At 68.8% G+C, this 20,241-nt stretch carries 19 protein-coding genes; 10 read left to right on the top strand and 9 right to left on the bottom strand.

The window, feature by feature from the left end:
* Positions 1–219: 219 nt before the first annotated feature.
* The 4 genes from SNAS_RS36045 to pdhA form a co-directional block, all read right to left on the bottom strand.
* Positions 220–363, bottom strand: a complete 144-nt coding sequence (locus SNAS_RS36045) for a hypothetical protein (protein ID WP_013021266.1) — start codon at positions 361–363, stop codon at positions 220–222.
* A gap of 156 nt (positions 364–519) precedes the next feature.
* Entirely contained in the window at positions 520–1,929 is a 1,410-nt protein-coding gene (locus SNAS_RS30030; protein WP_013021265.1) for a dihydrolipoamide acetyltransferase family protein, read from the bottom strand.
* Between the two features lie 11 nt (positions 1,930–1,940).
* Positions 1,941–2,930 carry an alpha-ketoacid dehydrogenase subunit beta gene (locus tag SNAS_RS30025; protein WP_041625265.1) on the bottom strand — a complete coding sequence of 330 codons (990 nt, stop codon included), beginning with the start codon at positions 2,928–2,930 and terminating at the stop codon, positions 1,941–1,943.
* Positions 2,927–4,084, bottom strand: coding sequence for a pyruvate dehydrogenase (acetyl-transferring) E1 component subunit alpha (gene pdhA, locus SNAS_RS30020; RefSeq protein ID WP_013021263.1), 1,158 nt, complete (start codon positions 4,082–4,084; stop codon positions 2,927–2,929). Before pdhA ends, SNAS_RS30025 begins: the two co-directional genes overlap by 4 nt.
* A gap of 282 nt (positions 4,085–4,366) precedes the next feature.
* Between pdhA and SNAS_RS30015 the strand changes: the two genes are divergently transcribed.
* Both SNAS_RS30015 and SNAS_RS30010 read left to right on the top strand, forming a co-directional pair.
* Positions 4,367–4,876 (top strand): hypothetical protein, encoded by a 510-nt coding sequence (locus SNAS_RS30015; RefSeq protein WP_144300688.1) that lies wholly within the window; start codon positions 4,367–4,369, stop codon positions 4,874–4,876.
* A gap of 127 nt (positions 4,877–5,003) precedes the next feature.
* Positions 5,004–5,468: a hypothetical protein gene (locus SNAS_RS30010; protein WP_013021261.1), complete on the top strand. Its 465-nt coding sequence runs from the start codon at positions 5,004–5,006 to the stop codon at positions 5,466–5,468.
* A gap of 218 nt (positions 5,469–5,686) precedes the next feature.
* Here the strand turns inward: SNAS_RS30010 and SNAS_RS30005 are convergent, their stop codons facing one another.
* Together SNAS_RS30005 and SNAS_RS30000 are read right to left on the bottom strand one after the other, a co-directional pair.
* Positions 5,687–7,423 carry an ABC transporter ATP-binding protein gene (locus SNAS_RS30005; RefSeq protein WP_013021260.1) on the bottom strand — a complete coding sequence of 579 codons (1,737 nt, stop codon included), beginning with the start codon at positions 7,421–7,423 and terminating at the stop codon, positions 5,687–5,689.
* Positions 7,420–9,147, bottom strand: a complete 1,728-nt coding sequence (locus SNAS_RS30000) for an ABC transporter ATP-binding protein (RefSeq protein WP_013021259.1) — start codon at positions 9,145–9,147, stop codon at positions 7,420–7,422. Before SNAS_RS30000 ends, SNAS_RS30005 begins: the two co-directional genes overlap by 4 nt.
* 127 nt (positions 9,148–9,274) lie before the next feature.
* On the opposite strand from SNAS_RS30000, the gene SNAS_RS29995 reads away from it, so the two are divergent.
* Complete coding sequence (locus SNAS_RS29995; RefSeq protein ID WP_013021258.1) at positions 9,275–10,849, top strand: ricin-type beta-trefoil lectin domain protein; 1,575 nt, start codon at positions 9,275–9,277, stop codon at positions 10,847–10,849.
* Positions 10,850–10,923: 74 nt separating this feature from the next.
* Here SNAS_RS29995 and SNAS_RS33505 read toward each other — a convergent pair whose 3' ends face one another.
* Positions 10,924–11,544, bottom strand: a complete 621-nt coding sequence (locus SNAS_RS33505; RefSeq protein WP_013021257.1) for a hypothetical protein — start codon at positions 11,542–11,544, stop codon at positions 10,924–10,926.
* Between the two features lie 167 nt (positions 11,545–11,711).
* Here SNAS_RS33505 and murQ point away from each other — a divergent pair, with 167 nt between their 5' ends.
* The 6 genes from murQ to SNAS_RS29960 are packed head-to-tail and all read left to right on the top strand — an operon-like array spanning position 11,712 to position 17,078.
* Complete coding sequence (gene murQ, locus SNAS_RS29985; protein ID WP_013021256.1) at positions 11,712–12,635, top strand: N-acetylmuramic acid 6-phosphate etherase; 924 nt, start codon at positions 11,712–11,714, stop codon at positions 12,633–12,635.
* A gap of 34 nt (positions 12,636–12,669) precedes the next feature.
* Positions 12,670–13,476: an alpha/beta fold hydrolase gene (locus SNAS_RS29980; protein WP_013021255.1), complete on the top strand. Its 807-nt coding sequence runs from the start codon at positions 12,670–12,672 to the stop codon at positions 13,474–13,476.
* A 3-nt stretch (positions 13,477–13,479) separates the two neighbouring features.
* Complete coding sequence (locus tag SNAS_RS29975; RefSeq protein WP_013021254.1) at positions 13,480–14,256, top strand: helix-turn-helix domain-containing protein; 777 nt, start codon at positions 13,480–13,482, stop codon at positions 14,254–14,256.
* Positions 14,257–14,294: 38 nt separating this feature from the next.
* The gene (locus SNAS_RS29970) at positions 14,295–15,170 is read left to right on the top strand and encodes a DUF6597 domain-containing transcriptional factor (RefSeq protein ID WP_013021253.1); all 876 of its coding nucleotides are present in this window, start codon (positions 14,295–14,297) and stop codon (positions 15,168–15,170) included.
* A 53-nt stretch (positions 15,171–15,223) separates the two neighbouring features.
* Complete coding sequence (locus SNAS_RS29965; RefSeq protein WP_013021252.1) at positions 15,224–16,579, top strand: FAD-binding oxidoreductase; 1,356 nt, start codon at positions 15,224–15,226, stop codon at positions 16,577–16,579.
* A gap of 25 nt (positions 16,580–16,604) precedes the next feature.
* The gene (locus SNAS_RS29960; protein WP_013021251.1) at positions 16,605–17,078 is read left to right on the top strand and encodes a VOC family protein; all 474 of its coding nucleotides are present in this window, start codon (positions 16,605–16,607) and stop codon (positions 17,076–17,078) included.
* Between the two features lie 7 nt (positions 17,079–17,085).
* Here SNAS_RS29960 and SNAS_RS29955 read toward each other — a convergent pair whose 3' ends face one another.
* Positions 17,086–18,168, bottom strand: a complete 1,083-nt coding sequence (locus tag SNAS_RS29955) for a methyltransferase domain-containing protein (protein ID WP_013021250.1) — start codon at positions 18,166–18,168, stop codon at positions 17,086–17,088.
* Between the two features lie 261 nt (positions 18,169–18,429).
* On the opposite strand from SNAS_RS29955, the gene SNAS_RS29950 reads away from it, so the two are divergent.
* Positions 18,430–19,155: a lysozyme gene (locus tag SNAS_RS29950; protein WP_013021249.1), complete on the top strand. Its 726-nt coding sequence runs from the start codon at positions 18,430–18,432 to the stop codon at positions 19,153–19,155.
* A gap of 11 nt (positions 19,156–19,166) precedes the next feature.
* Here the strand turns inward: SNAS_RS29950 and SNAS_RS29945 are convergent, their stop codons facing one another.
* On the bottom strand, positions 19,167–20,210 hold the full coding sequence (locus tag SNAS_RS29945) for a glycerophosphodiester phosphodiesterase family protein (protein WP_013021248.1): 1,044 nt from the start codon (positions 20,208–20,210) through the stop codon (positions 19,167–19,169).
* Positions 20,211–20,241 lie beyond the last annotated feature (31 nt).

Here is a 20,241-nt window from a genome sequence, read left to right as displayed (position 1 = left end):
CATACCTCGCTGGTCGGGCTACACGCTACCGAATGAATGCCCGCGCCTGTCGAGAGGATGCATGAGCCAGAGCGGAATTGCCGCCAAATCGCAATAACGCGGCCGAACGGCCGCCGGGAGGCACTTGTGGAGAAAAGACGAACCGGTGATCGCCTGTGGCGATCACCGGTTCCATGGGCGCCCCTATGCACCCAATTAACCCCAGAGGAGAACGTGGTCTTACATCAGGCGGTTCGAGTACAGCATCGCGTCTCGACGCGCCAAGTCTGTGCTGGATTCGACGCGCTTGCGCATGATCGCGCGCTGGTGGGCGGCTTCGGCGCGGCGCAGGCGGTTGGCTCGGAATTTTTCGAAAGTGTTCATGTGGGGCTCCCCAAGATCTTCGGTGTCTTCGCTGTCGTCCCATCCATTACAACACTCAACGGCTAAAAATTCCATCGAAATTAAGGTGAAGGCTCTCACGTGACGTCGATCATGAGGGTCAAAGAAAGTCCCCCGCCTCGGATCGAGGCGGGGGACTCACGAGGTCCGAGAACCTAAGCTCCAGGCCAGAAGCCGGGTGCCCGGGTCGGCCAGGAAGGCGCCGACGTCGGCCAGGAACTTCGAGCCCAGCTCGCCGTCGACGATGCGGTGGTCGAAGGACAGGCTCAGCGTCGTGACCTTGCGCGGGACCACCTGACCCTCGTGCACCCACGGCAGGTCGCGCACCGCGCCGAAGGCCAGGATCGCCGACTCGCCGGGCGGCAGGATCGGCGTACCGGTGTCGACGCCGAAGACGCCGACGTTGGTGATGGTCATCGTCCCGCCGCTCATGTCGGCCGGCGGCGTCTTGCCCTCGCGGGCGGTGGCGGTCAGCGCGTTGAGCGCCTCGGCCAGTTCCCGCAGTGACAGCGACTCGGCGTTCTTGACGTTCGGGACGATCAGCCCACGCGGCGTCGCGGCGGCGATGCCCAGGTTGACGTAGTGCTTGACCACGATCTCCTGCGCCGCCTCGTCCCAGGACGAATTGATCATCGGGTGCCGTTTGGCGGCCAGCAGCATCGCCTTGGCCACCAACAGCAGCGGTGACACCTTGACGCCGTCGAAGTTCGGCAGCGTCTTCAACCGCGCCACGGCCTCCATGGTCGCGGTGACGTCCAGTTGCAGGAACTCGGTGACGTGCGGCGCTGTGAACGCGCTGTGGGACATGTTCTGCGCGGTGAGTTTGCGCACGCCCTTGATCGGGATGCGTTCCTCGCCGCCCACCGGTGCCGCGTTAAGGCCCTGATGGGCCTTAACGGAAGGAGATGCCTGCGCCGCCGCCTGGGTGGTGGCGGACTGCACGTCGTCGCGGGTGATGGAACCGGACGGGCCGGTGCCGGTGATGGTGGTCAGGTCGACGCCGAGGTCCTTGGCCAGCTTGCGTACCGGCGGCTTGGCCAGCACCGCGATCCGCTGCGGGGTCGCGGTGAGGGCCGGAGCCGGAGCGGGAGCTGGCGGTTCGGCCTTCGGCGGCTGCGGAGCCGGAGCCTGGGCCGGGACCGGGCGGGCCGGTTCCGCGACCGGGGCGGGCTGGGCTGCGGCAGGTGCCGAACCGGAGGGCTTGCGGGCCCGCCGCTTCGTGCTGACCTTCTTGGGGCCGTAGCCCACCAGCACCTTGGTGTCTTCCTCCTCCTCGGCGACTTCGGCGGGCGCCGAGCCGTCGGGGTCGAGGTCGAAGGTGACCAGCGGCTGCCCCACGTCGACGGTGGTTCCCTCGTCGCCGTGCAGCTTGCTGATCTGACCCGCGTACGGCGAGGGGATCTCGGTGAGCGCCTTGGCCGTCTCGACCTCGACGATCGGCTGGTTGAGCGTCACCGTGTCCCCCGGGGACACCAGCCATTTGATGATCTCCGCGTCGACGAGACCCTCGGCCAGGTCGGGCAGATTGAATTGCTCGTATTTCGGCATTCCCACAACCCCTAGTAAGTGAACGTCCGGTCGACCGCGTCGAGGACACGGTCCAAATCGGGCAGATACTCCTCTTCGAGGCGCGCGGCCGGGTAGGGGGTGTCGTAGCCGGTCACCCGCAGCACCGGGGACTCCAGCGAGTAGAAGCACTCCTGGGAGACCCGGGTCGCGATCTCGGAAGCGATGCCCACGTTGGACGGTGCTTCGTGGACGACGACGAGACGGCCGGTCTTGCGGACCGAGGCGTAGATCGGTTCCATGTCCATGGGGGACAGGGCACGCAGGTTGATGACCTCCAGCTGGCGGCCCTCGTCGGCCGCGGCACCCGCGGCGTCGTGGGCGACCTTCATCATCGAACCCCAGGCCACGACGGTGACGTGGTCACCGGCGCGCTCGACCTTCGCCGACAGCAGCGGGTCGGCGTCGGCGAGGGTTCCGGACAGGTCGACCTCGCCCTTCTCCTGGTACCTCCGCAGCGGTTCGAAGAAGATCACCGGGTCGTCGGAGGCGATGGCCTGCTGGATCTTCCAGTAGGCGTCGTGCGGGTTCGACACCGAGACGCACTTCAGCCCCGCGGTGTGGGCGAAGTACGCCTCCGGGGACTCCGAGTGGTGCTCGACCGCGCCGATGCCGCCGCCACAAGGGATCCGCACCACCACCGGCATCGGGACGGTGCCCTGCGAGCGGTTGTGCATCTTGGCCAGCTGCGACACGATCTGGTCGAAGGCCGGGTAGACGAAGCCGTTGAACTGGATCTCCACCACCGGGCGGTAGCCCCGGATGGCCAGACCGATCGCGGTTCCCACGATCCCGGACTCGGCCAGCGGGGTGTCGATGACCCGGTCCTCGCCGAAGTCCTTCTGGAGTCCGTCGGTGACGCGGAAGACGCCGCCGAGCTTGCCGACGTCCTCACCCATGATCAGGACCTTGGGGTCGTCCTCCATGGCCTTGCGCAGACCGGCGCCGATGGCGCCGCCGATGCGAAGTGTGTCGGTCATCAGTGCTCACTCCCCTCGAAGGACGCGTGGTAGTCGGCGAATGCGGCGCGCTCGCTGTCGACCAGCGGCGAGCCCTCCCGGAATACGTGCTGGAACATCGAGTCCGGGTCCGGGTCGGGCATCGAGATGACCCGCTCGCGCAGACTCAGGGCGTGCTCGTCGGCCTCGGCGTCGACACCGGCCAGCCAGTCGGCGTCGGCGAGCTTCTCGGCCTCCAGGAAGGTGCGCATCCGCGAGATCGGGTCCTTGGCCTTCCACTGGTCGACCTCGACCGAGTCGCGGTAGCGGGTCGGGTCGTCGGTGGTGGTGTGGGCGCCCATCCGGTAAGTGAACGCCTCGATGAAGGTGGGGCCGTTGCCGGAGCGGGCGTTGTCCATGGCGGTCTTGGTGACCGCGTAGGTGGCCAGCACGTCGTTGCCGTCCACGCGTACGCCGGGGAAGCCGAAGCCGTCGGCGCGTTTGAACAGTGGGGCCTTGGCCTGCCGGAAGACCGGCTCGGAGATCGCGTACTGGTTGTTCTGGCAGAAGAACACGATCGGTGAGTTGTAGACGCTGGAGAACACCAGCGACTCGTTGACGTCTCCCTGGCTGGAGGCGCCGTCCCCGAAGTAGGCGATGACGGCCTCGCCGTCGTCGGTGCCCACCTTGCCGTCCATGGTGATGCCCATGGCGTAGCCGGTGGCGTGCAGGGTCTGGGCGCCGATGACGATCGTGTACATCTGGAACTTGTACTTGCGCGAGTCCCAGCCGCCGAGGTCGACGCCCCGAAACAGCCCGAACGGCATGATCGGGTCGATGCCCTTGGTCCACAGGACGCCGTGCTCGCGATAGGTCGGGAACACCATGTCCTGCGCCGCGAGCGCGCGTCCGGAGCCGATCTGGGCGGCCTCCTGGCCGAGCAGGCTGGCCCAGATGCCCAGCTGGCCCTGCCGTTGCAGGGCGGTTCCCTCGGAGTCGAGCCTGCGGACGATCACCATGTCGCGGTAGAGTCCGCGATACTCCTCGTCCGTCAGATCGACGGCGTAGTCCGGGTGCGACACCCGCTTTCCGTCGGGCGTCAACAGCTGCACCATGTCGGGGTCGCCGACCGGTGTCTTCTTTCGCCGCGCGGGCGATTTGGCTTTGGGACCACTACGGGTTTGGTCGCCGTTGACCATCTACGTCCTCCCTGTTCAGATGTGCGGAAGCCCGGGGTGGCCGGTCTTGCGCGATGGTCGTATCGATTGGGGTCTCCCCAGCATTCCAGAAGATAGGAAGGACCTGACACAGTGATCATCAAAATGACCGAATGAGACCCAGTTGCAACGTTCGGTAACATGTGATGCGTACATCTTGGCCGTCGCGACAACAAACCAGACTGATCCGGGGGCGGCATGCGGTTTTTCGCGAACGACGACCACAGGCATGCCAGTGCCATCTGGTCGTGGAGGAACACCACCGTGGTGATGAGCCTCGCGCTGGTGACCTCGCTGGCGGTGGGCATCGCCGCGGCGGGTGGGCTGTCGGTTCTGGACGAGCCGCGGGGCTACGGCGGCGCCGAGACGCTCCCGCCGCCGCAGGCCGACCCCAAACCACCGGCGCTGTTGCCCGACGACCCGGGGCCACCACCGGCACCCAACCCGGCCGAGCCGGTCGAGACCGAGGAATTCCGGGACAACGCTCCGGCGGCCCATGACACCTTCGATACCCGGCAGGTCGAGGCGGAAACCGCGCCGGACGCCGTCGACGAGGTCGAGCAGGCCGGCTCGGGAGTGTGGAACCAGGTCGAGGACACCGTGGACGAACTGCCGATCGAGTGGCCGGAGCCGTCGACGCACGTGTTCACCTGGGAAAACCTCGACTGTCCTGACGGTGAGACCGAGTACTTCGCGTCGTCCGGCGGCTATGACCTCCCATCGTGGGATACGGGATATAGCGATCCGTGGATGTACGAGCGCTTATCGCACTGATCGTGCGACCTCTATAGACGGATTTGCGGGACAACCGTCACGGCGCCGTAACCTGCATGTGCCGATTGCCGTTGTACTCCACGAAGACATTGCCGTGAACTGGCAAGAAGGTGGGGTCGGATAAACCATGGATCGGTTTTCAAGAACACTGCTGGCGGCCGCGGCCGAAGCGGGGCTCGCGACGATAACGCTCAGCCGTCACGTCCCGAGCCTGCGGCGCAGTATCCGCAGTGACGACGAGGTCGTGCTGCTGGCGCACTGTCTGCGCCCGGACGGGCAGCTGTCAGGTGACCACCTGATGCTGCTGACCCGCAGGCGGCTGGTCGTCACGAAACAATCCCGCGTGCTCGGCCGGGTCCGGCTGGACATGGACACCGCCGTCGGCGAACTCGACGACGTCCGCTGGTCGGCCGATCCGGCGCTGCCGGGGGTGGAGTTCGCCTTCACGGCGGAGGACACCCGCCATCGCTTCTGGATGGACGCCCGGCACGGTAAACAGGTGTGGCGGCTGGACGCCATGCTGGCCAAGCTCTTCCGCCGCCCGACGCTTCCGGTGGCGACTTTAGCGTCATTCGCGCGGGGCTTTATCTGACCGACTGCCCCGCGATGTGTCCGGCTTGGTAGGCGAGCCGGACACCGGCCGACCCGGTAGGCGAGCACATCCGCCTGAACCCGATCCCGCTATTGCACACCCGGCGCCGACCCACTCGAGACTCCCGAGTCGCGCCGGGACAGGGTTCTTGTGCTCCCGTCTCGCGCTGACCGCGCCGGGTCGGCCGGTCATATCCCCAGCCGGAACCGTTGCCAGGCTCAGCCTCGGCGGCGGCTCCAGGCCTCCCACAGCCGCGCGTAGCGGCCACCGGCGGCGGCGAGCTCCTCGTGTGGGCCCTCCTCGATGAAGCGGCCCTCCTCCATCACCAGCACCCGGTCGGCTCCGGCGGCCTGGTTGAGCCGGTGCGCCACGATGATGGCCGCCCGTCCCTCGACCGCCTGGTCCGCCGCCCGTTCGAGCCGGGCCGAGGTCGCGCTTCCGGCTTCGGCGGTGGCCTCGTCCAGGACCGCCAGTACGGGGTCGGCCAACACGAGCCGGGCCAGCGCCAGATGCTGCGCGTCCACATGGGACAGCGCGTGGCCGTGGGCTCCCACGACGGTGTCGAGCCCGTCCGGCAGCGCCGCCACCAGCTCGGTCGCGCCCACCTGGCGCAGTGCCTCCCGTACCGTCTCGTCGTCGGCTCCCGGGCTGGCCAGGGTGAGGTTCTCGCGCACGGTCCCGTGGAACACGTGCACCTCCTGGGTCACCAGGGTGACCTGGCGGGCCCGCCGCGACTTCGGCGGACGCCGGTGCCGGATCGTTCCGGTGCGCTGCTCGTGGACGCCCGCGACCAGCGCCGCCAGCGTGGTCTTGCCCGCTCCCGAGGTGCCCACCAGGGCCACCCGCTCGGCCGGGGCCACGGTCACGTCGAGGCCGTGCAGCACCTCGTCGCCGGTCGGGTACCGGAACGTGACGCCCTCGGCGGTCAGCACCGGACCGGATTCGGTCGGCACCGCCGCCGGCTTCGCGTCGCTGGTGGCCGGTATCTGGATCACGCCGACGATGCGGTTGAGCGAGGCCGTCGCGGCCTGGAGGTCGTCCACCACGATCAACAGGCTGTTGATCGGGTCGAACAGCCGCAGGAACATCAGCATCGCGGCGGTGGCCCCGCCGATGGTGCTCAGTTCGTTGCCCACCAGGACGAAGCCCACCAGCAGGATCGCGGTCATGCCGAGGTACTCGGCGAAGTTGAGCCGCCCGAAGAACCGGTTCTGGACGATCCGGGTGCGCATCGCCCAGCGCACCGCCTCCCACGAGGCCGCCGCGATGCGTCGGCTGTGCGCGTCGCGCAAACCGAAGGCCCGCACCGTGTCCAGGCCCCGCAGCGAGGCCAGCAGGTGCTGGGCGCGTTCGGCCATGGTGGCGCGTTCGGCGGCGTAGATCGACGGCGCGGTGCGCAGGTACCAGCGCACCGTCCACACGTGCACGGGCACGACCACCAGCAGCGCCAGGGCGTAACGCCAGTCGAGGATGCCGACGCCCACAAAGGTCAACGCGATCGTGAACAGCGACTGGCTCAGCGCCGGGATGACCTTGGGCAGCGCGTCGCTGACCCGGGAGACGTCGTCGCTGGCGCGCGACACCAGGTCGCCGGTGCCAGCTTCCTCCACTGTGGGTTGCGGCAGCGACAGGGCGCGTTCCACCATGCGTTCCCGCAGCCAGGCCAGCAGCGTCTCGAACAACCGGGCGGCGCCGATGGTGCCCAGTCCGGCGAACAGCGCGGCCACGACGGCACCGGCGGCGATGGCACCGCCCAGCAGCCACACCCGCTGCGCCCCTTGGCCGGTGGAGATGGCGTCCACGATGCCGCCCAGCGCGGCCGGGGTCGCCAGCCCCGCGGCGGCGGCGATGACGAGCGCCGCGATCACCCAGGTGAGGGTCCACCAGCGGCCGCGCATGGCGCGCGCGAACTCGGCGCGGGTCTGGCGCGGGGTGGCTATCGGCAGGCGGGTCACGGGTTCTCCTGGGGGTGGGGGCTGGCGTCGGCCGCCTCGTCGAGCCGCACGACGCGGTCGCACGCGGCCAGCAGTGCCGGGGACGAGGTGATGACGAGCGTCGCCAGTCCATCGCGGACTTTCGCGAGCCGTTCGGCGATTCCGGCCTCGGTCACCGAGTCCACGGCGGTGGTCGGGTCGTGCAGCACCAGCAGCGGCACGGGTCGCGCCAGTGCCCGGGCCAGCGCGACGCGCTGTCGTTGGCCGCCCGACAACCGGGTGCCGCCCTCGCCGACGACGGTGTCGAGGCCGTCGGGCAGGACGTCGATGAACTCGCGGCAGCCGGACGCGTCCAGGGCCGCCTCGACCCGGTCGGCTCCCGCCAGCGCGACGTTGTCGCGGATGGTGCCGTCGAACAGGTCGGCCGAGTGCGGGGCCGCCAGGATCCGGCGCCGCATCGCCTCGGGATCGGCGGTCGCCAGCGGCTCGCCGTCGAAGGTCAGCTCCCCGGATTCGGGTTCGCGGCGCAGCGACAGCAGTTCGGTCAGGACCCGGGCGGTCTCGCCCTCGGCGGCGACGCCGACGAACTCCTCCGGCTCGACCCGCAGGCTGAAGTCCCGCAACGCTCCCGCCGTCACCGCGGCGAACTCCAGACCGGTCTCCGGCTTCGCGACGGTGGTCGCGAGCTCGTCGGCCTCGTCGGAACCCTCCGCTGTGGAGTCTCGCAGTACCGGCAGGATCCGGCCCGCCGAGGCCAGGCCGGGCGGCCAGAACGCGGCCACGATTCCGGCCAGGCCCTGCAACGGGCTCATGATGAACTGGGTGAGGCCGACGACGGTGATGAGCTGGCCGATGCTGAGCTGCTTGTTGAGGGCGAAGATCCCGGCCGCCACGGCCAGCGCCGCGATGAACAGGCCGGTGACCAGGTTGGTGGAGCCGGTGTAGAAGCCCTGGGCGGTCTTGGCGCGCAGCGTCGCGTCCAGCGCCTCCTGGCTGCTGCGCAGATACCGTTGCGCGGCTTCGGTTTCGGCCCCGATGCCCTTGATGACCCGGTACCCGGTGATGAGATCGGCGGCGTTGCCGGCGGCGTCGGCGGCCAGCTCCTGCTGCTTCTCGGTACGGCGGCGCAGCGGCCCGTCCGCCTTGTCCAGCAGGAACAGCAGCAGCGGGGTGCCGATGAGGACGGCCAGGCCGAGCGGCCACGAGATCGTCAGCAGCACCACCGCGCAGAAGATCACGCCCGCGAACATCCCGACCGGGTAGACACCGATGGCCACCAGTGTGGACAGCCGCAGCACGTCGGAGGTCGCGATGGACAGCGACGCCCCCGGCAGGGTGGCCTTGTCGCCGTTGCGCGGCGCCAGCAGCCGGTCGGTGACCCGGGTGCGCAGGTGGTGCTGGATCGCCTGCATGCCGAGGTAGGAGACCCGGGACCCGAACCGGTAGCTGTAGGACAGCATCGCGAAGTTCACGCCCAGAAGCGCCACCCACAGCAGCAGCTGGCCGACGTCCCCTGTGGCCAGAGCCCGGTCGATGGCCAGACCCATGATGACCGGCACCAGTGCCTCGCCGAGCTGGTGCCCGATGGTCAACAGCGCTCCGGGGACGGTGTAGCGGCGCGCGGCCATGATGGTGCGCAAGGCGAGTCGGCGCGGGGTGGTCGACGCGTCGACGTGGATCGGGGCGACGCGGATCGGTTCGGCGGGCGCTTCGAACCACACGGGGAGCTTCAGGGAGGGCTTCATGGTGAGGCCAGCTTAGGGTGACCTAACTTAAAATACAAATCCGTGAACGCGAGAGGTCTTCACATTACTGCCCAGTATCTGTAACCTCCCTATCACGCAGTTAAATGTCGCGATAGGGAGCCTTTCTATGTCCCGCAATCGAAGCCGACTTACCGCGGCGGCCACGGCACTGGCCCTGACCGCCCTGACCCTGACCACGAGCATCGCCCCGGCGTCGGCCGCCGCGAACCGCCCCGACATCAAACCCCTCCCGGAGAACCTCGAGTCCATCCGAGCCGCGGAAGCCCAGAAGCTCTACGGCAGCCCCGACATCAAGCCCGTCGAAGAACGCAAATCCTCGCTGATCACCATGGGGGACAGCGAGATCTCCGGCGAAGGCGTCGGCAACTACGACCCCAACACCCACCGGGACGGCAACTGGTGTGACCGTTCCTACGACCAGGCGATCTTCCGTACCGGGATCGCCAGTGATGTTCAATACAATGTGGCCTGTTCCGGCGGCGCCAGTCCGCACCTGATCCAGGGTTCGGGCGAGACGCAGTGGGACGAGCTGAACCAGGGCGACAACCTGGCCATCAAGGCCCGCAACACCAAGATCAAGCTGGTGTGGATCGCCATCGGCGCCAACGACTCCGGTGGCATCGAGTTCGGACCGGTCGCCACCGAGTGCGCCACCAACCGGATCCTGTTCAAGGGCCCGTGCTACCCCAACCACACCGACAACTGGGCGGCCCGCGTCGAGGTCTCCGAGGACGGTGTCGAGAAGTCCATCGACGCGATCCGCAAGACCATGACCGAGGCCGGATACCTGGACTCGGACTACGAGTTCGTGGTCATGTCCTACCCGAGCCCCGGTGGCCCGGACGTGGAGGACAACCCGAACTTCCCCGGTTGGTACAAGGGCGGCTGCCTGCTGTACCTGGCCGACGCGGCCTTCGCCCGCAACAAGGCGGTGCCGTTGTTCGAGGACGGCATCCGCGACGCCGCCACCGCCAAGGGCGTCCGGTACCTGAACGCGGGCAAGCTCTTCGAAGGCCACGGCGTCTGCGAGGACAACACCTGGGCGCGCGGCGTCTACGTGGAGGTCGGCGAGCTGCCCTCCGAACACGCCTTCCGGCAGTCGCTGCATCCCAACGCCCGCGGGCACGGCGCCTTCGCACAGTGCATCACCCAGTTCTTCGACAACCCGGACTGGCAGAACGCGACCTGTGTGGACCCGGCCAGCACCGGCAACGCCACCCTCTACAACGGTCTGTTCGAGTTCAAGGACGTCAAGAACTCCGACAGCGGCCTGTGTGTCGACGCCAAGGGCTACGACTCCCGGGACGGGACGCCGTTGCAGGCCTACGGCTGTCACGGCGGCCGCAACCAGGGCTACTACTACGACCAGAGCCTCGGCTCGCTGCACGTCGAACTGTCGCACGACCGCTGCGTCGACTTCGGCAACGGCGCCGTGGGCGCCAAGCTGACGCTGCGCAACTGCGACGGCGGCACCGACCAGAAGTTCGTGATCGACGACCAGGGTGTCCACCCCAAGGGTGACACCAGCCGGTGCGCGGCCTTCGCCTCGGGCGGCAGCGGCGCGAACCTGGTGATCGCGAACTGTGGCGGCAGCGGCTCCAAGCTCAAGCTGTCCACACGCGACTACGCCAATCCCGTCGGCTACGGCCACGACGACTTCATCGGGTCGCGCGTCTACTGACCTACTCCAAAAAGGACGGCCGTCCCGGCTTCGTTGCCGGGACGGCCGCTTTGTGACACCTGGCGAAGGTGTTGTCAGGCGGTGGTCAGTTGTTCGCGAAGATGCCGGTAGCCACCGGCCTCGGCCATCAGCCAGGCCGGATAGCTGGAGGTGTCGGGCAGATCCCGAAACGCCCGGGAACGCCGGACGTCCACGATCACCGGACGTGCCTCCGGGCACGCCTCGGGCATCGCCGCCGAGGCCAGCCACAGCATCGCCCGCGCGTCCGCCGAGGGCAGCGGCTCGGCCTTGAGGTACAGGAAGAGCGCCTCCACGTGCCCGTCCGGATACCGCACCCCCAGATGCGGGGTCACCCGGACCGTCAGGTTGCCGCCCCGCCACCGTCCGGTGTGTACCGGGACGTGCTTCGTGTCGGCCAGTTTCGGCAGGTAGCGCAGCCAGCCGTCCATGACGGCCTGGTAGTGGGTGCGGCGCGCGGGCGGTGCCTCGGCGAGCGCGTGCTCGCACACCGCCCGGTCGTCGCCGCTGCGTCGCCCGGCCAGGATCGCCGACAGGGCGCGCCGGTAGAAATCGCGCGCCGGACTGTACGGCTCGGTGGATTGGTGAAGGTGCCGGGCGGCGACGTCGACGCGCGCGGCGCCCTTGGTGCGGAGGTAATCGACGAAGCCGTTGAGGGGAATCTCGATCTGGGTCACGGGTGGCCCTCCTCGCATGAAGAGATTCGGTCGTTTGTTCGAATATACCCGACTGGTATGACAGTTTTCCCAGTTCGGACCGCGAAAGCGGCACGGCGTGACACCGCTCGTTCCCGGATCCAAACGTGCACATATAGGGTCGGAGCGCGTCGACACATGGAGGCAACGTGACCGAGAGTGAAGCACTCGTCCAGCAGTTGAGGGGCCTGTCCACCGAGGGCTCCGACCCGCGTTTCGCCACCATTGACCAGATGTCGTCGCGGGAACTGGCCGCGGTCATGAACACCACCGACGCCGAGGTGCCCCGGGCCATCGCCGGGCAGCTGGACGCCATCGCCGCCGCCATCGACGCCGTGGTCGAGCGGATGGCCCGCGGCGGACGGCTGCGCTACGTCGGCGCGGGCACCGCGGGCCGGATGGCCGTGGTCGACGCCTCCGAATGCCCGCCCACCTACTCCACCCCGCCCGAGCTCATCCAGGCCGTCCTGGCCGGTGGCGGCGCGGCCATGACCAACTCCGTCGAGGGCGCCGAGGACGACGCCGACGCCGGGGCCGCCGCGATGGCCGCCCACGACATCGGGCCCGACGACGTGGTCGTCGGCGTCACCGCCAGCGGCCGCACCCCGTTCGTCATCGGCGCGCTCACCGAGGCCGGACGCCGGGGCGCTCTGACCGTCGGGCTGAGCTGCAACGGCGACGCCGAACTGTCCAAGGTGGTCGAACACGGCCTGGAAGTGGTCGTGGGCAACGAGGTCGTGGCCGGATCCACCCGCCTCAAGGCGGGCACGGCGCAGAAACTCGTCCTCAACATGATCTCCACCATCACCATGGTCCGATTGGGACACACCCACGGCAACTACATGGTCGACATGCGCGTCCTCAACGAGAAGCTCGCCGCCCGGGCCGCCCGCATGGTCGCCGAGATCACCGGCGCCGACCTGACCACGGCCGCCGAAACCCTGGGGCGGGCCGGAAACCACATCAAGTCCGCGATCGTCATGATCGAGCACGACGTGGACGCCGACACCGCCCGCGAACGGCTGGCCGCCGCTGGCGGACGACTGAGCAAGGCGCTGGCGAACAAGGGTTGACCTTGACCCAGGGTCAAGCTTTTACGTTCGATCCATGACGAATTCAAACAGCAAGAAATCGCCCTGGACCGGCTTCGTGACAGTCGACGACACCGCGCTGGCCGTCACCGACACCGGCGGCGACGCGCCCGCCGTGGTCTACCTGAACGGCGCCTACAGCAGCCAGCCCGCCTGGCGCCGCGTGATCGCCGAACTCGGCTCCGGCTGGCGCCACATCACCTACGACGAACGGGCCCGGGGCAAGTCCCGGCGCTCGCACGACTACTCCTTCGAGGGCACCATCCGGGACCTGGACGCGGTCCTCGAAGCCCGGAGCGTCCAGCGGCCGCTGCTGGTGTGCTGGTCGTTCGGCGCGGCCACGGCGGTGCACTGGGCCGCCCGCAACCCGTCCCGGGTCCGGGGAGTGGTCCTGGTCGACGGCGGCTTCCCGCACGACTGGATCGACGACGCCGCGAAGGAACGGACCCGGCAGCAGTTCCGCAAGATGCGGTGGGCGCTGCCGCTGCTGGCCCCGTTCGGCATGGCCGCGCGGATGAGCGCCGACCAGCACGCCGAGATCAACATCGAGATCAACGAGGTCTTCGGAGCCCTTGGGGCCCAATACGACCAGGTCACCTGTCCGGTCCGGTTCGTCGTCGCCACCGGCGCGAGCATGGGCGGCACCGCCGAGGAGATGGCCACGATGCGCGCCAGCCTCGACCCGGTCCTGGCCCGGCGACCCAACATCCGCGTCGGCGCGACGGTGCCCAGCAACCACGTCACCGTGCTGCGCAAGGACTATCGTGCGGTAGCGGAGGTGGTTCGCGAGACGGCGGCCGCCGCGGCGAAGCGAAACGAGTAAGGGATGCGCAGCGGGCTCACCATCGGACAGGCGGCGGCCTACGCCGACGTCACCGTCAAAGCGGTGCGGCACTACCACCGGCTCGGCCTCGTCGACGAGGCCGAGCGGGACAGCTCCGGCTACCGCCGCTACGGCTCCCGGCAACTGCTGCAACTGGTGCGGGTCCGGACGCTGGCCCGCGCGGGCATCCCGCTGGCCCAGATCCCGGCGATGCTCGACGCGGGCCCGCAGCGGTTCGCCGAAGCCATCGACGAGATCGACCGGCGGCTGGCCCAGCAGATCGCCGAGCTCAAGGACCGGCGCAAGACCCTGCACCGGCTCGAGAGCGGCGACCGGGCACTGTTGCCCGACCGGGCCTGCGCGCTCCTGGAACGGCTGCGCGAACTGGATTTCGACGCGGACACCGTCGACACCTACCGGGAGAGCCTGATCCTGGCCAGGGCGCTGTTTCCGTCCGGTTTCGACACGTACCTGGCTAGGTTCGAGGAGGCCATCGCCGAACCCGCGTACGTCGATGTGATCAAACGGATCTGGGACGCCGGGAACTGGGAGCCCGACGATCCGCGGATCGTCGGGCTGGCCGACGCCGCCGCCGACTTCCTGCTCAACCACCCCACGCTGACCAGCCTGCCCAGCGACCTGGAGGGCAGCGACGGCGCCACCCGGTACGGGCTGATCAACCACCACGACGGCCAGGAGCAGCCGCCGACCTACGAGCGGTTGACCGCGCTGATCGAGAAGCGGCTGCGGGCGGCCGGAGTCGACATCCCGCGGCAATGACCGTCGCGGAACCGTTCGCGCGGCGCTAGCCTGGTGCTGTGACGCAGTCCTACGTAGAGCGTGCTCCCCGGGCCGAGCTGGCCGGGGTGGTGCGCACCGTGTGGATTCAGCGCACCGGCGCGGAGCCGTACGTGCAGCGGCACGTGCCCACCGGCGGCGTCGAACTGCATTTCCCGATCGGCGGCCGGCCCCGGCTGCTGGGGCCGTTGACGGGCGCGAACATCGAGGTCATTCCCGCCGACACGACGCTGGTGGGGGTGCGGTTCCATCCGGGGGCGGCACCGGCGTTGCCGACGGTCCTGGACGAGCTGGTGGACCAGCGGGTGTCGCTTTCGGACGTGTGGGGCAGCGCGGCCGAGCGACTCGCGGAGGCGGTCGCGGTCGCACCGACGCCGGAAGCGGCGTTGGGTGTCGTGCAGGAGCATCTGCTGTGGACGTTCCGCGAAGCCCGACACGTAGATCGGTTGGTCGCCGAAGCGGTGCGGCTTTTGCTGCCGTGGCACCCGGTCGGGGTCGGCAGCGTCGCCGCGCACCTGGCGATCTCGAGCAGCCAGCTGCGGCGGCGGTGCCTGCACGCGGTCGGCCTCGGCCCGAAGACCTTGCAGCGGACGCTGCGGTTCCAGGGCTTCCTGGCGCTGGCACAGGCAAGGGCAGGGGCCAGTGACCGCGCCGCAACCGGGGTCAGCACTGGTGTCGGGGTTGATCGATACGGCGGCAACGGATTGGCCGGGCTGGCGATCGCGGCGGGTTACGCCGATCACGCGCACCTCAGCCGCGAATGCCTGAGCCTCACCGGACTGAGCCCGCGATCGGTACTCGTCGGCGGAGAGGACCAGTGCGCCTGCGGGCACGACCACGCGGCGTCCTACCGTCCGTTCCTCGCCACGCGCGCCGTGGCGCCATCGCGACAGTGAACATGCGCGTTTCGTTCAAGCGCTGACGGGGGCGCCGTTTCTAAGCTCAGTCCATGATCGACCTGGCGCGGCTGCGCGAACGGTTCGCGGGCGAGGTGTTCAGCCCCGCTTCGGCTGGCTACGAGGCGGTGCGCGTCGCGGCCAACCCTCGCTTCGACGACGTGCGCCCGCAGCTGGTGCTGCGATGCCGCTCGGTGGCGGATGTCGTATCCGCGCTCTCCTTCGCGCGAGACGACGACGTCCACATCGTTCCGCGCGGCGGCGGCCACTGCTTCGCGGGCCGGTCGTCCACCGACGGGACCGTGCTCGACCTCGCCGAACTCGACGACATCGATGTGGCCGCCGCCGGAACAGCGACGATCGGAGCGGGCGCCCGATTGGCCCAGGTTTACGCTGCGCTGCATCGACACGGCCGCACCATCCCCGCCGGTTGCGGTGCGACCGTTGGCATCGCGGGCCTCACGCTCGGCGGCGGCATCGGCCTGTTGGGGCGCGCCCACGGGCTCACCTGCGACCGGCTCGTCGGCGCGACGGTCGTTCTCGCGGACGGACGCGTCGTCAACTGTGGACCCGATCGGGACCCGGAACTGTTCTGGGCGTTGCGCGGCGCGGGCGGCGGCCAGTTCGGCGTCGTCACCTCACTGGTCTTCGCCACGATCCCCGAACCGATGACGATTCCGTTCGAAGCGCGCTGGACCGAGGCTCACATCGCCGAGGTGATCGAGGCGTGGCAGCACTGGGCCCCCGACGCACCCGACGAGCTCACCGCCAACCTCGCCGTCACCGCCGAACCCGGCCGCCCTGTCGAAGCCGTCCTTTCCGGAGCCAGCCTGCTCTCTCACTCCGCGACGACCGACCTGCTCAACGAGTTCCGCGCCCGCACCGGTACGAGCCCCGCGATCGCTGTCGGGGACGCGCTGCCCTACCACCGTCTCAAGCAGACACTCGCCGAACTCGACCCGCAGGAGCCGGGTCTGCGGATCCGCTCGGAGTTCTTCGCCGAACCGATGCGGCCCCCAACGATCCAGGCGCTGACCGGGGCGATCGCGGACGGGACGGGGGAGCCGCGACGGCTCGGCTTCACCGCCATGGGTGGCGCCTACGACCGCGTCGCCGCGTCCGCGACGGCCTTCGCGCACCGCGACCAGCGCTTCCTGGTCGAGCACCTCGCCGCGGCCGACTCCGCCTGGATCGACGAGTCCTGGGCGATCGCGCACACCGACGGCTCGGGACGCGTCTACCCGAACTTCCCCGACCCGGCCCTGGACGACTGGGCCACGGCGTACCACGCCGACAACTTCCCCCGACTCGTCGCGGCCAAGAACCGCTACGACCCCGGCGGACTGTTCACATTTCCACAATCCGTACCGGCAAACGGATCCGTACCCCCAACACCGAAACACCCCTGACAATCCCCATTGGAGGAAAACGATCATGAAAGAAGTGACCCCGTTCCTGTGGTTCGACACCCAGGCCGAGGAAGCCGCTACCTTCTACACCTCGCTCTTCGACGACGGCAAGATCACCAAGGTGCTGCACTACGGATCGGCCGGACCCGGCGAATCCGGTTCGGTGATGACCGTCGACTTCGAATTGGCGGGCCAGAAGTTCATGGCTTTGAACGCCGGTCCGCAGTACCGGTTCAACGAGTCGGTGTCTTTCTTGATCCACTGTGACACCCAGGAGGAGGTTAACCGGTACTGGAGTCAGCTCACCGAGGGCGGCGAGCCGCGTCCGTGCGGCTGGCTGAAGGACAAGTACGGGCTGTTCTGGCAGATCGTCCCGAAACTGCTGTTCACGCTGCGCGACGACCCCGACCAGGTCAAGGGCCAGGCCGTCATGGCGGCGATGCTGAACATGGGCAAGATCGAATCCGCTGAGCTGCAACGCGTATACGACAACGCCTGAAACCCCCTCACGGGGCGGCAACCACGATCACCGGGTGCCGCCCCGAGAGGCTCAGCTGCCGCGTCTGCCGGACGTCCCAGTTACCGAAGTGCCGCAACAGTTCCGGCGGCACCAGGCACACGAGTCGTCCGTCCGGCGCGAGAACGCGACGCCATTCGGCCAACAGCACCGGGAACGGGTGCCGGGCGGTGACCTGTCGTCCCCAGGCGGGATTGGTCACGATCCGGTCGACGGACCCGGTGGGCAGCGGCAGTTCGGCGGCGTCGGCCTTGTCGAAGGTGATGTCCGGCAGGTGCCGCGTATTGGAAGCCGATGCCGCCAGGGCTGCGGCGTCGAGGTCGGAGCCGATGAGGGTGGCCCGGGGTGCGAGTTCCCGCGCTTCGACGAGGATCGTTCCGGCCCCGCAGCATGGATCGAGGACGGTCAACCCCGACGCGGTGTCGGCCAGCTGGTCGGTTCGTGACGCGAGGTCGGCGAGCTGAGCCATCGCGGCGGCGACCGGCGGGTGCAGCGTCCCCGGAATCGACGCGGTCTTCCACACCCGCCGATGCAGCGGCGCCCGGCGACCCCGCAGGCCGAGCAAGAACCCCTCGGCCGACAGCACCGCTCGCCACTCGACCGCGTCCGCTGGTGGCCGGACACCTCCGGCCCGGGATGCGAACCGAGCATCGAAGCGTTGCGCCAGAACCGATCCCACCACCGCTTCGAGGTCATAGCGGTTGTAGGCCCGGCGTCCGGCCATCGACGCCGACACGCTGAAGACCAGTTCGCCGTCGCCGAAGTCAACCGGCGTCAGCTCGGCGGTCGTCAGCCACGACCGCAACCGCTCCAGCTCGGCCTTCGTCGGCCCCGGATCGGCGGTCTCGGTCACCTGGATCAGCAGGTCGTCGACCAGCCGCGGCCGATCGCTCGCGAGCAACCACGGCGAGGCCAGCAGAATCTGTCGCTTGCGGACGGACACGACCCGGTGCCCGCGCCGAGTGAGCTCCTCGGCGGCGAGCTCCTCAAGCCCGTGCGTGGTACTCGCGATCAGGCGGCAGAACGATTCGGGCGCTCCCGCGCCCACCGTCGAACGACGGTTCGGTGACATGACAAAGCTCCCGGTGAGCGACCTGGCGCGGCGGACAGCCGTGCCACATCGCTAGCCGCGGGATCACCCTCGAAACCGGCTAGCGGAGGCTAGCCGAAGCGGAAGAACGCAAATGTCACGCGGCGATGCTAACCCGGTCCCCGCCGGGAGCGGCAACCGTTTTTCGTCGGCCAAATCCGGTGCGGCTTCGCGGATTCGGCTGAAGTCGGGGCGCAAGTGTCGTCTACTGAAGACTTCCGCAGACACACGAGGGGGTATGTCATGGCAACGTCGGCTCCGGGATCGCGATGGCTCAGGGGTTTCCTGGTGACAGCGGCGGCATTGTCGCTGATCGCGGCGCCCACACCCGCGTCCGCCTCCGCCACGGTGAAGGGCATCGACGTCAGCGACTCCCAGCCCACCGTGAACTGGCAGGACGCGAAGGCCAACGGCGTCGCGTTCGCCTACATCAAGGCCACCGAAGGCGCCGACTACCGCAGCCCGCTGTTCGGCTCACAGCACGCGGGCGCGTCCAACGCCGGACTGATCCGGGGCGCCTACCACTTCGCCCGCCCCGACCAGTCGTCCGGCGCCGCGCAGGCCGAGCACCTGCTGGCCAACGGCGGCAACTGGATCCCGGGCGGAATGACACTGCCACCGGCGCTCGACGTCGAACCCAACCCCGACGGGCCACCCTGCTACGGCCTGTCCCAGCAGTCGATGGACGGCTGGATCCGCGACTTCTCCGACACGGTCCACTCACGCATCGGCCGGTACCCCGTCATCTACACCACCACCAAATGGTGGCAGCGCTGCACCGGCAACACGGCCTTCTTCGGCGACATCAACCCACTGTGGATCTCGCAGTACGCGCCCACCGTCGGCTCGCTGCCGTCCGGCTGGATCTCCCACAGCTTCTGGCAGCACAGCGACCACGGCGCCGTCCCCGGCAACCAGAACCTGTGGAACGGCGACCTGGCCAGCCTCACCCGCTTCGCCGACGGCTGAGGCGTAACTCCTTAGGGGCGGTGATACGGCTTGGGCAGATTGAAGCCCCGCGCCGCCATCACCTCGCGCAGCCGGTCCGGGTAGTCGGTGATGATGCCGTCCACCCCGTCGTCGATGAGCTTGTTCATGGTGTCCTTGTCGTCCACCGTCCACACGACGACCTTGATGTCGTTGTCGTGCGCGTGTTCCACCATTTCGGACGTCACGTAGGGCTTGTAGTCGGGGTCGTTGACCGTGCCGCCCTGGGGAAAGCCGTGGACCGGGGAGAAGACGTCGGCGTCGAAGGTCTTGATCGCCGCGATCGGGTCACCGTCGAAGTCGTCGATGTCCAGTCCGCCCAGCCACGGCGAGGCGCCCGGCTTACCGACCTGGAGGAAGTCGTAGTTCGTCAGCGCCGACAGCGGAAGCCGGGGCGACCGTTCGCCCATCAGTTTCAGCGCGCCCCAGTCGAAGCTCTGGATCGAGACCTGACGGCCGATGTGGGCCGCCTCGATCTCGTCCGCGACCACCTCGACGAACTGTTCGCGGGGCGCGGTCTCGTGCGGGGCGCCCGCCTCCACCTTGGTCTCGATGTTCAGCTTCACCTGCTTGGCGCGGTACTCGCGGACCAGGTCGAAGACCTCGCTCAACAGCGGCATCCGCTCACCGGGGCGGGCTTCCTGGCCCGGAAACTGCGGCTGAGTCAACGTCCCACAGTCGAGTGTGTGGACCTGTTCGAGGGTCAAGTCCTTTATGTACTTGCCGACGTACGGGTACTCCGGGTCGCCGGGGGTGGCCGGGCCGGTGTCGAGGCACTTGCCGCCCGAGACCTTGCGGTCGTGGGTGATGACGGCCTGCCCGTCCTGGGTGATCTGGACGTCGAGTTCCAGGGTGCTGACGCCCAGTTCCAGGGCGTTGGCGAAGGCGGGCAGCGTGCTCTCCACGACCAGCCCCAGGCCGCCACGGTGGGCTTGCAGGTCGAAGCGGCGTTCGGGGCCGGACGCGGCGGCCGGGGTGGGCAGGCTGAACAGCAGTGCCGTGGCGATCACGGCGCTGAGCGGGGCGGACTTCTTCATGGGTGCACCGTTTCGCGGGGGGATGACGGTT

It is taken from the genome of Stackebrandtia nassauensis DSM 44728 (assembly GCF_000024545.1).
Lineage (GTDB): Bacteria > Actinomycetota > Actinomycetes > Mycobacteriales > Micromonosporaceae > Stackebrandtia > Stackebrandtia nassauensis.
The sequence above is the reverse complement of the archived record's forward strand: the minus strand, read 5'-3'. Positions and strand labels throughout refer to the sequence as shown.

Excerpts from the sequence above, each read along its gene's own strand:
- SNAS_RS36045 (WP_013021266.1), bottom strand. The coding sequence starts at position 363 with ATGAACACTTTCGAAAAATTCCGAGCCAACCGCCTGCGCCGCGCCGAA.
- SNAS_RS30030 (WP_013021265.1), bottom strand. The coding sequence starts at position 1,929 with ATGCCGAAATACGAGCAATTCAATCTGCCCGACCTGGCCGAGGGTCTC.
- pdhA (WP_013021263.1), bottom strand. The coding sequence starts at position 4,084 with ATGGTCAACGGCGACCAAACCCGTAGTGGTCCCAAAGCCAAATCGCCC.
- SNAS_RS30010 (WP_013021261.1), top strand. The coding sequence starts at position 5,004 with ATGGATCGGTTTTCAAGAACACTGCTGGCGGCCGCGGCCGAAGCGGGG.
- SNAS_RS30000 (WP_013021259.1), bottom strand. The coding sequence starts at position 9,147 with ATGAAGCCCTCCCTGAAGCTCCCCGTGTGGTTCGAAGCGCCCGCCGAA.
- SNAS_RS29995 (WP_013021258.1), top strand. The coding sequence starts at position 9,275 with ATGTCCCGCAATCGAAGCCGACTTACCGCGGCGGCCACGGCACTGGCC.
- SNAS_RS29980 (WP_013021255.1), top strand. The coding sequence starts at position 12,670 with ATGACGAATTCAAACAGCAAGAAATCGCCCTGGACCGGCTTCGTGACA.
- SNAS_RS29975 (WP_013021254.1), top strand. The coding sequence starts at position 13,480 with ATGCGCAGCGGGCTCACCATCGGACAGGCGGCGGCCTACGCCGACGTC.
- SNAS_RS29965 (WP_013021252.1), top strand. The coding sequence starts at position 15,224 with ATGATCGACCTGGCGCGGCTGCGCGAACGGTTCGCGGGCGAGGTGTTC.
- SNAS_RS29960 (WP_013021251.1), top strand. The coding sequence starts at position 16,605 with ATGAAAGAAGTGACCCCGTTCCTGTGGTTCGACACCCAGGCCGAGGAA.
- SNAS_RS29955 (WP_013021250.1), bottom strand. The coding sequence starts at position 18,168 with ATGTCACCGAACCGTCGTTCGACGGTGGGCGCGGGAGCGCCCGAATCG.
- SNAS_RS29950 (WP_013021249.1), top strand. The coding sequence starts at position 18,430 with ATGGCAACGTCGGCTCCGGGATCGCGATGGCTCAGGGGTTTCCTGGTG.
- SNAS_RS29945 (WP_013021248.1), bottom strand. The coding sequence starts at position 20,210 with ATGAAGAAGTCCGCCCCGCTCAGCGCCGTGATCGCCACGGCACTGCTG.